At 72.3% G+C, this 6,623-nt stretch carries 4 protein-coding genes; 3 read left to right on the top strand and 1 reads right to left on the bottom strand.

What is annotated here, in order from left to right; all coding sequences use genetic code 11:
* The first annotated feature begins 20 nt into the window (after positions 1-20).
* Complete coding sequence (locus tag VJN29_RS19905; protein ID WP_324145381.1) at positions 21-2,420, top strand: helicase-associated domain-containing protein; 2,400 nt, start codon at positions 21-23, stop codon at positions 2,418-2,420.
* A 64-nt stretch (positions 2,421-2,484) separates the two neighbouring features.
* Here VJN29_RS19905 and VJN29_RS19910 read toward each other — a convergent pair whose 3' ends face one another.
* Positions 2,485-3,423, bottom strand: a complete 939-nt coding sequence (locus VJN29_RS19910; protein WP_324145382.1) for a hydroxymethylglutaryl-CoA lyase — start codon at positions 3,421-3,423, stop codon at positions 2,485-2,487.
* A gap of 59 nt (positions 3,424-3,482) precedes the next feature.
* On the opposite strand from VJN29_RS19910, the gene VJN29_RS19915 reads away from it, so the two are divergent.
* Together VJN29_RS19915 and VJN29_RS19920 are read left to right on the top strand one after the other, a co-directional pair.
* A complete protein-coding gene (locus tag VJN29_RS19915; protein WP_324145383.1) occupies positions 3,483-5,147 on the top strand; it encodes a DNA repair helicase XPB in 1,665 nt (554 codons plus the stop codon).
* 136 nt (positions 5,148-5,283) lie between these two features.
* Positions 5,284-6,570, top strand: a complete 1,287-nt coding sequence (locus VJN29_RS19920; RefSeq protein WP_324145384.1) for a S1C family serine protease — start codon at positions 5,284-5,286, stop codon at positions 6,568-6,570.
* Positions 6,571-6,623: the final 53 nt, after the last annotated feature.

The following is a 6,623-nucleotide window of genomic DNA, read 5'->3' on the forward strand; positions in this document are numbered from 1 at the left end:
GAGCCGCATAGGTTGGGTGGGTGGCCATCAACAGCCCAGCGGTCCGGACGATTCGCAGCCTGGCCGACGACATCCGGGGGCGTGACGACCGGCAGCTCGTGGCGCTGGTGCTCGCGCGCCCGGATCTCGCTCGTCCCGCGCCTGCGGACCTGACCAGCCTGTCCGCCCGGGCATCGACCAGGGCCAGCGTGCAGCGGGCCGTCGACGCACTCGACGCAGGCCGCCTGCAGGTCCTCGAGGCACTCGTGGTGGCCGGCGACGGGGGCGACCCAGCAGAGACGTCTGCCGTCCTGCCGCTCCTCGGCGTCCACGAGTCGGAGCAGGCTCTGGTCCAGGCGCTCGTTGACGACCTGTGGACCCGGGCTCTGCTCTGGCGCGGGACGGATGGGATCCACGTCATCCGCACGGTCCCGGAGGTGCTCGGCCCGTCCGTGGCAGGGCTCGGCGTCCCCTACCGGGAGCTGCGCCCCGCGGCGTCCGAGTCCACCGTGCCGACCGGGCCGCAGATCCGGTCGGGCATCGAGGACGCGCCGGAGGCGGCCCGCACCATCCTCGACCGACTGGCCTGGGGCCCGCCGGTGGGCGTCATGTCGTCCGGGCCGGCCGGCGGGTCGGCAGTCCACTGGCTCCTCGAGCGACGGCTGCTCGTGCCGCTCGGCAGCGACCGGGTCGCCCTGCCGCGCGAGGTCGCGCTCGTGCTGCGCGGTGGCCGACTGCACCAGAGCTCCCGTCTCCGGGTGCCAGATCTCACTTGGCGAGACGTGTCGGCTCGCATGGTGGACGCCGTCGCGGGTGGCGCCGCGAGCGACCTGCTCTCCCGGGTCGACGAGCTGGCGTCGGCCTGGGGCGCGGAGCCGCCGCGTGTCCTGCGCGCCGGTGGCCTGTCCGTCCGCGACCTCAAGGTCACACAACGGGTGCTCGACGTGGAGCCGGAGCGGGCCGCCTTCGTCATCGAGGTGTCGTATGCCGCTGGGCTCGTCGGCGACGACGGCGAGATCGTGCCCGTCTGGGCTCCGACACCCGAGCTGGACGAGTGGTCGGCCAGCGAGGCGGGCCACCGGTGGTCGGTCGTGGCCCGCGCGTGGTTGGCCTCCACGCGGGCCGCGCACCTCGTCGCGGGGCGAGTGGGCGACTCGCCGGCCAACGCCCTCGGCCCCGACGTCCATTGGCCGGCCATCCGCGGGATCCGCCGCGAGGTGCTCGCTGAGCTCGCCACGCTCGAGCCGGGCACGGCGGCCGACCCGGACTCGATCCGCGAGCGGCTTGGCTGGCGGCGCCCGCTGCGGCCCCCTGGCCCACTGTCCGTGGCCATCGACGGAGTCCTCAAGGAGGCGGAGTGGCTCGGGATCACCGGCCGCGGGGCCATCTCCTCCCCGGGACGCGCCCTCCTGGGGATCACCGACGAGTCGAGTGTGCAGAAGACGCCCGAGCATCTGCGGCACGAGCTGCACACTCGACGAAGGGATCAGTCGAGTGTGCAGGCCGCGCCCGCCCTCGATCGAGACGACGAAGTGGCCGCCGCGATGACTCCGCACCTGCCCCGGCCCGTCGACCACATCCTCGTCCAGGCCGATCTCACTGCCGTGGCCCCTGGACCGCTGGAGGGTGCGCTCGCGTCGTTCATGCGCCTGGCGTCCGAGATCGAGTCCCGGGGCGGCGCCACCGTCCACCGCTTCACGCACGACTCGATCCGTCGCGCCCTGGACGCCGGCTGGACCGCGGCAGACGTGCTGGACACGATCCGTCGGTCGAGCCGCACCCCGCTTCCCCAGCCCCTCGAGTACCTCGTGACGGACGTCGCGCGGAAGCACGGCGTGACCCGGGTAGGGAACTCAGCGGCATACGTCCGCTCTGACGACGAGGCGGTGCTGAACGCGATGCTCGCCACCCGCGACCTCGCTCCGCTCCGGCTGCGGCGCATCGCGCCCACGGTGCTCGTGTCATCCGGCGACCCCGGCATGCTGGTCGAGCTGCTGCGCGAGCACGGCTTCGCGCCGGTGCTCGAGGGGCAGGACGGTGGCGTGGTCCTCGTTGGACCCGAGCAGCGCCGGGCGCGCCCCAGGCGCAGGGCCGCCCCACCGACGACATCCCCGGTGGACGAGGCCAGCACGGCGGCCCTGGTCGCCGGGCTCCGTGCTTCGGAGGCGACCGCGGCTGACCGCCGCGCGGAGGAGGCCTCGCGACCCGGCCCGGCCATCCCGACCACCGACCCCGTCGTCACCCTCGCGCTGCTGCGGGAGGCGATGGCGGACAACCACGGCGTGTGGATCGGCGTGACCGACCGACTCGGCGCGACGACGCGGCACCTGATCCACCCTCGCCGGGTCGACGGTGGGCGGGTCCACGCAACCGACGAGGCAGGGCGGGAGCGGTCCTGGTCGGTGCACCGGATCGTCGGTGCCACCCTCGACACCCCCTGAACCCACGCCTCAATCGAGGGAACAGGATTTGGGGTGCATCTCCTGTTCACTCGATCGGGCTGGGTCAGCCGGCGAGGGCGCGGACGACGTTGGACGGGCTCGGGCGCCCGAGCTCCCGGGCCATCCAGACGCTGGTCTCGACGAGCCTCTCGAGGTCGACGCCGGTCTCGACGCCGGCCCCGGTGAGGGCCCAGACGAGGTCCTCGGTCGCGAGGTTGCCGGTGGCGGACCTGGCGTAGGGGCAGCCGCCCAGCCCACCGGTCGACGCGTCCACGACGGAGACCCCGTCACGGAGCGCGGCCATGGTGTTGGCAAGGGCCTGGCCGTAGGTGTCGTGGAAGTGCACGGCGATTCGGTCGGTGCCGATCCCCTTGCGGCCCAAGGCCTCCAGCAGGAGATGAACGTGCCCGGTCGTGCCGACGCCGATCGTGTCACCGAGGCTCAGCTCGGCACAGCCGAGGTCCATGAGGCGCTGGGCGACCTCGACGACCTGGTCGATCGGGACGGGGCCCTCCCACGGGTCGCCGAAGCACATCGAGACGTAGGCGCGGACCCACATGCCGTCGGCCAGCGCCCGCTTCACCACGGGCTCGAACATCGCGTACTGCTCGGTGACGGAGCGGTTGAGGTTCTGCTGGGCGAACGTCTCCGTCGCGGAGCCGAAGATGGCGACGGCCCGCAGGCCCAGCTCCTCGGCCCGGTCCAGGCCCCGCTCGTTGGGCACCAGCGCCGGGCGCCGAACGCCGGTCGCGTCACCACCGGCCGCCTCGAGCCCGGCGAGCACCTCCTCGGCGTCACCCATCTGCGGCACCCATCTCGCGGGCACGAACGAGGTCGTCTCGATCGTCTGCAGGCCGGCCGCCTCGAGGCGCCTGATGAACTCGACCTTGGTCCCGGCCGGCACGACGGTCTTCTCGTTCTGCAGCCCGTCGCGGGGCCCGACCTCGTAGATCGTGACGGCCGCCGGCAGCCCCGCCGCGGGCTCCACCTGGGGGGTTCGCATGCGTCCATACTGTCAGGCGTGCGGGAACACGGGCTCCGCCCCAGCGGTTGGACGACACGATGAACACCCCACCCGACGGACCCCTCATCGTCCAGAGCGACAAGACCCTGCTCCTCGAGGTCGACCACCCCCGCGCCGAGGAGGCCCGACGGGCGATCGCCCCCTTCGCGGAGCTCGAGCGATCACCCGAGCACGTCCACACCTACCGGATCACCCCGCTCGGCCTGTGGAACGCCCGCGCCGCCGGCCACGACGCGGAGCAGGTGGTCGACGCGCTCCTCACCTACTCGCGCTACGCCGTCCCGCACGCCCTCCTCGTCGACGTCGCCGACACCATGGGCCGCTACGGACGGCTCACCCTCGAGAAGGAGGGGTTCGCCGACTCGCCAGAGGGAACCCGACTCGTCCTGCGGAGCACCGACCGCCCGGTCCTCGAGGAGGTCCTGCGCCACAGGAAGATCAGGCCCCTCACGGGCGAGCGGATCGACGACCTCGCCGTCGTCGTCCACCCGAGCGAGCGCGGCAGCCTCAAGCAGGAGCTGCTCAAGGTCGGCTGGCCCGCGGAGGACCTGGCCGGCTACGTCGACGGGGAGTCCCATCCCATCGCCCTGGAGGACGACGGCTGGCACCTGCGGCCCTACCAGGAGCAGGCCGTCGACGGCTTCTGGCACGGTGGCTCCGGCGTCGTCGTGCTCCCCTGCGGCGCGGGCAAGACCCTGGTCGGCGCCGGGGCGATGGCCCAGGCGAAGGCGACCACCCTGATCCTCGTCACCAACACCGTCTCCGCCAGGCAGTGGAAGGACGAGCTGGTCCGCCGCACCACGTTGACCGAGGACGAGATCGGTGAGTACTCAGGCGCCCGCAAGGAGATCCGTCCGGTCACGATCGCCACCTACCAGGTGCTCACGACCCGCCGGAAGGGCACCTACACCCACCTCGACCTGCTTGACGCCCGCGACTGGGGCCTCATCGTCTACGACGAGGTCCACCTGCTCCCGGCGCCGATCTTCCGGATGACGGCCGACCTCCAGGCCCGTCGCCGGCTCGGCCTGACCGCGACCCTTGTCCGAGAGGACGGCCGTGAGGCGGACGTGTTCAGCCTCATCGGCCCGAAGCGCTTCGACGCGCCGTGGAAGGACATCGAGGCCCAGGGCTACATCGCGCCAGCCGACTGCGTAGAGGTCCGCGTCACCCTCCCCGACCCGCTCCGGCTCGCCTACGCCACCGCCGAGCCGGACGACCGCTACCGGCTGGCGAGCTGCGCCGACGTGAAGCTCGACGTCGTCGAGAAGCTGGCCCAGCGGCACACGGCCGAACCCACCCTCATCATCGGCCAGTACCTCGACCAGCTCCACGAGGTGGCCGAGCGCCTCGGCGCCGACCTGATCACCGGCGAGACCTCCGTCAAGGAGCGGCAGCGGCTCTACGACGCCTTCCGCAGGGGCGAGATCACGCAGCTGGTCGTGTCCAAGGTCGCGAACTTCTCGATCGACCTGCCCGAGGCCAGCGTGGCGATCCAGATCAGCGGCACCTTCGGCAGCCGCCAGGAGGAGGCCCAGCGGCTCGGGCGGGTGCTCCGGCCCAAGGGGGACGGTCGGACCGCGCACTTCTACACCGTCGTGTCGCGGGACACGGTCGACGCGGACTTCGCGGCGCACCGGCAGCGGTTCCTCGCGGAGCAGGGTTACTCCTACCGCATCATCGACGCTGCCGACCTCGACTGAAACCCTGAGCCGCGCTCACCACGGGCACCATGCGCTCGATCCCGGGTAGGTGACACAGGAACCTCACAGAAAGACCACACCCCGCACCCAATCTCACGGTGTCTCATCGAGTGAGCAGACCAATCGAGGAGAAGCCATGACGCTCGCACCGCACGACTCCCAGCAGCCGAACCCCGCGCACCAACCGCCCGACACGAGCAGGACGCAGGAGATCCCCACGGCCAGCGTGCCCACCGCGCCGCCCCCACCAGCGGCGGCCCCCCAGGCGGCCGGCGCCCCGGCACCGCGCAAGGGACGCGGTCTGGGTCAGACGGCCGGCGTCGCGCTCCTGGCTGCGGTGCTCGCGAGCGGCGGCACGTACGCGCTGACCCAGGCCAACGAGTCCGACACCAGCACCCCGACCGCGACGACGCAACAGAACAGCGACAGCGGGACGTCCCCGACGGTCGTCCAGGGCAACGCCGCGGCGCCGGACTGGTCGGCCGTCGCCAAGGCGGTCTCCCCCAGCGTCGTCAGCATCCAGCTCGAGCAGGGCGCCGGCTCGGGCGTCATCGTTGACGAGGCCGGGCACATCGTGACGAACAACCACGTCGTGGAGGGCGCCCCGAGCAGCGGCGGCATCCAGGTGACGCTCGCCGACGGCCGCACCTACGACGCCTCGATCGTCGGCACCGACCCCTCGACGGATCTGGCGGTCATCAAGCTCTCCTCCGCGCCCGACGACCTCACCCCGATCACCCTCGGTGACTCGGACCAGCTCGCGGTCGGCAACCCGGTGATGGCCATCGGCAACCCGCTCGGCCTGTCCGGCACCGTCACGACGGGAATCATCAGCGCGCTCGACCGCCCGGTCTCGACGGGCTCGAGCAATGACTCCCCCTTCGACCAGGGCGGTGCCGCCGAACCGGTCGTCACCAACGCGATCCAGACGTCGGCGGCGATCAACCCGGGCAACTCGGGTGGGGCTCTCGTCAGCGCGGAGGGCAAGCTGATCGGGATCAACAGCTCCATCGCCCAGCTCGGCGGCGGCAACGGCGGACAGAGCGGCAACATCGGCATCGGCTTCGCCATCCCGGTCAACGAGGCGAAGTCGATCGCGGACCAGCTCATCGCCGACGGCACGGCGGAACACGCCTTCCTCGGGGTCAGCGCCCGCGACACCGTGGCCCAGGACGGCGCCGCCAAGCGTGCGGGCGCCGAGATCGCCCAGCTGACCGACGGTGCCCCCGCCCAGGAGGCCGGGATCGAGCAGGGCGACATCGTGGTGGCCATCGACGGTGAGTCGGTCGACTCGTCCACCGCGCTCGTCGCCCAGATCCGCGAGCGCAAGGCCGGCGAGAAGGTGACCCTCACGGTCATCCGTGACGGCAAGCGCCAGGACGTCTCGGTGACGCTGGCGGCCAGGCCCAGCACGACGCGCTGACCCCGCCGGGCTCCTCTCGAAGAAGACCCGCCACGCGCGGGGCACGCCTGGGC

The organism is Intrasporangium sp. (genome assembly GCF_035280925.1).
Taxonomy (GTDB): Bacteria; Actinomycetota; Actinomycetes; order Actinomycetales; family Dermatophilaceae; genus Intrasporangium.

Excerpts from the sequence above, each read along its gene's own strand:
- VJN29_RS19910 (WP_324145382.1), bottom strand. The coding sequence starts at position 3,423 with ATGCGAACCCCCCAGGTGGAGCCCGCGGCGGGGCTGCCGGCGGCCGTC.
- VJN29_RS19915 (WP_324145383.1), top strand. The coding sequence starts at position 3,483 with ATGAACACCCCACCCGACGGACCCCTCATCGTCCAGAGCGACAAGACC.
- VJN29_RS19920 (WP_324145384.1), top strand. The coding sequence starts at position 5,284 with ATGACGCTCGCACCGCACGACTCCCAGCAGCCGAACCCCGCGCACCAA.